Genomic DNA, 2,997 nt, shown 5'->3' with positions numbered 1-2,997 from the left:
TGCCGGTCGGCATCCTGATGGTCATCTCGATCTTCTCGTTCCAGCTGCTGTTCGCCTATAACGACATGCCCAAGCCGTACATGACGGTTAAGGCCACGGGCTATCAGTGGTACTGGGCTACGAATATCCTGACCAAAAGGTCTCGGAGATCATCTCGACCGGCCTGAGCGAAGCCCAGGTCGCCGAGCGCGGCCTGCCGCACGGGCTCTACGGCCTGGCGGCCACCGAGCCGATGGTCGTGCCGGTCGGCAAGGTTGTTCGTGTCCAGGTGACCGGCGCCGACGTCATCCACGCCTTCGCCCTGCCGGCGTTTGGCCTGAAGACCGACGCCATCCCGGGACGCCTCAACGAGACCTGGTTCAACGCCGAGAAGGTGGGCACCTACTACGGTCAGTGCTCGGAACTCTGTGGCGTCGACCACTCGTTCATGCCGATCGAGATCAAGGTCGTGTCCCAGGCCGAGTTCGACGCCTGGGTAGCCTCCAAGACCACGCCGGCCGCGCCCGTCGCCGCGGCTCCCGCCGCCGTGACCCCGGCCGCCGCCCCCGCTTCTGCACCGGCCGCGGCTCCCGCCGCGCCGGCCGCCTAAGACAAGATCGCAGGAAATAAGTCCGATGGCTCACGCCGCTGACACCGAACACCACGACGGCCACGGGGCCGACGACAAGCCGCCCTTCTTCCAGCGCTGGTTCTTTTCGACGAACCACAAGGACATCGGCACGCTCTACATCCTGTTCGCCATCATGGCGGGCCTGGTGGGCGGCGCGCTTTCGGGCCTGATCCGCTGGGAACTGGCCGAGCCGGGCATCCAGATCTTCGGTCCCAACTCGTCGGTCAGCCTGCTGGGTTTGGTCGAGCAGTCCAAGCACGGCTACAACGCCGTGGTCACCGCCCACGCCCTGATCATGATCTTCTTCATGGTCATGCCCGCCATGATCGGCGGCTTCGGCAACTGGTTCGTCCCGATCATGATCGGCGCGCCGGACATGGCCTTCCCGCGGATGAACAACGTCTCGTTCTGGCTGCTGGTCGCCGCCTGGGTTCTGCTGCTGATCTCGATGTTCTCGGACGGCGGCCCCGGCAAGGGCTTCGGCGGCGGCTGGACGATCTATCCGCCTCTGTCGACCACCGGCCACACCGGTCCGTCGATGGACATGGCGATCCTGGCCCTCCACCTGGCCGGCGCCAGCTCGATCCTCGGCGCGATCAACTTCATCACCACCATCTTCAACATGCGCGCCCCGGGGATGACCATCCACCGCATGCCGCTGTTCGCCTGGTCGGTGCTGATCACCGCCTTCCTGCTGTTGCTGTCGCTGCCCGTCCTGGCCGGCGCCATCACCATGCTGCTGACCGACCGTAACTTCGGCACCCACTTCTTCGACGCCACCGCCGGCGGCGACCCGGTCATGTTCCAGCATCTGTTCTGGTTCTTCGGTCACCCGGAAGTGTACATCCTGATCCTGCCAGGGTTCGGCATCATCAGCCACATCGTCTCGACCTTCTCCAAGAAGCCGATCTTCGGCTACCTGGCGATGGCCTACGCCATGGTCGCCATCGGCTTCGTCGGCTTCATCGTGTGGGCGCACCACATGTACACCGTCGGCATGAGCATCAATCTGCGGGCCTATTTCGTGGCCGCCACGATGGTCATCGCGGTGCCCACCGGCGTGAAGATCTTCTCCTGGATCGCCACGATGTGGGGCGGGTCGATCAGCTTCAAGACGCCCATGCTGTGGGCGATCGGCTTCATCTTCCTGTTCACCGTCGGCGGCGTCACCGGGGTGGTCCTGGCCAATGCCGGCATCGACTACAGCCTGCACGACACCTATTACGTCGTGGCCCACTTCCACTACGTGCTGTCGCTCGGCGCCGTGTTCGCCATCTTCGCCGGCTTCTTCTACTGGTTCGAGAAGATGTGGGGCGTGAAGTACAACGAGTTCCTGGGCTGCCTGCAGTTCTGGGTCATGTTCGTCGGCGTCAATCTGGTGTTCTTCCCGCAGCACTTCCTGGGCCTGCAGGGCATGCCGCGCCGCTATGTCGACTATCCGGACGCCTTTGCGTACTGGAACTATGTCTCGTCGGTCGGCTACGCCATCACCGCCGTCGGCGTGCTGGTGTTCCTGGTCCTGCTGCTTGAAGCCGCCATCCGTCGTCGCCCGGCCGAGGCCAATCCGTGGGGCGAAGGCGCCACCACCCTGGAATGGACCCTCTCGTCGCCGCCGCCGTTCCACCAGTTCAGCGAACCGCCGGTCATCAAGGCCGACGACCACTGATCCTGGCGTACAGAAAAGCGTAACAGCGCGGGGGCGCGGATCGGACGAAAGTCCAATCCGCGCCCTTCGCCCATGAAGACAGCAAGCCTGATGGCCAAGCCCGCCGCCCTGACCCCCGACGCCGAAATGACCGCCACGGTCCGTGCGGCCCGCTGGCAGGACTATTTCCAGCTGATGAAGCCGCGGGTCATGTCGCTGGTGGTGTTCACCGGCCTGACCGGCCTGATCGCCGCCCGCGTGCCGGTTCACCCCCTGCTGGGCGCTGTGGCCGTCCTGTGCATCGCCATCGGGGCCGGCGCCTCGGGCGCGCTGAACATGTGGTACGACGCCGATATCGACGCCAAGATGCGCCGCACGCGTGGACGCCCGGTGCCGATGGGCCTGGTCGCCGGCGCCGAAGCGGCCACCCTGGGCGTGGTGCTGTCGTTGCTGTCGGTGATGCTGATGGGCATCGCCGTCAACTGGCTGGCGGCCGGCATGCTGGCCTTCACCATCGTCTTCTACGCGGTGGTCTACACCATGTGGCTCAAGCGCTGGACGACCCAGAACATCGTCATCGGCGGCCTGGCCGGGGCCTTGCCGCCGGCCATAGGCTGGGCGGCGGCCACGGGCTCGGCCCCGCTGAACGCCTGGCTGATGGTGCTGATCATCTTCCTGTGGACCCCGCCGCACTTCTGGGCGCTGTCGCTTTATGTCAGCACCGACTACGCCAAGGCCGGCG

The 2,997-nt window shown here is 65.5% G+C and carries 2 protein-coding genes and 1 pseudogene; all 3 read left to right on the top strand.

Annotated elements, in window-relative coordinates; translation table 11 throughout:
* Window positions 1-589 (top strand): annotated as a pseudogene (gene coxB, locus CSW58_RS13525) (cytochrome c oxidase subunit II); the annotation flags it as partial.
* A gap of 25 nt (window positions 590-614) precedes the next feature.
* On the top strand, window positions 615-2,276 hold the full coding sequence (gene ctaD, locus CSW58_RS13520) for a cytochrome c oxidase subunit I (RefSeq protein ID WP_099447613.1): 1,662 nt from the start codon (window positions 615-617) through the stop codon (window positions 2,274-2,276).
* A gap of 90 nt (window positions 2,277-2,366) precedes the next feature.
* Window positions 2,367-2,997: heme o synthase (cyoE, locus tag CSW58_RS13515; protein ID WP_099447614.1), on the top strand; the 631-nt coding region annotated here is incomplete at its 3' end.

This window comes from Caulobacter sp. B11 (assembly GCF_002737765.1).
In the GTDB taxonomy this organism is placed as follows: domain Bacteria; phylum Pseudomonadota; class Alphaproteobacteria; order Caulobacterales; family Caulobacteraceae; genus Caulobacter.
This window is presented reverse-complemented; position numbering and strand designations above follow the sequence as displayed.

Excerpts from the sequence above, each read along its gene's own strand:
- ctaD (WP_099447613.1), top strand. The coding sequence starts at position 615 with ATGGCTCACGCCGCTGACACCGAACACCACGACGGCCACGGGGCCGAC.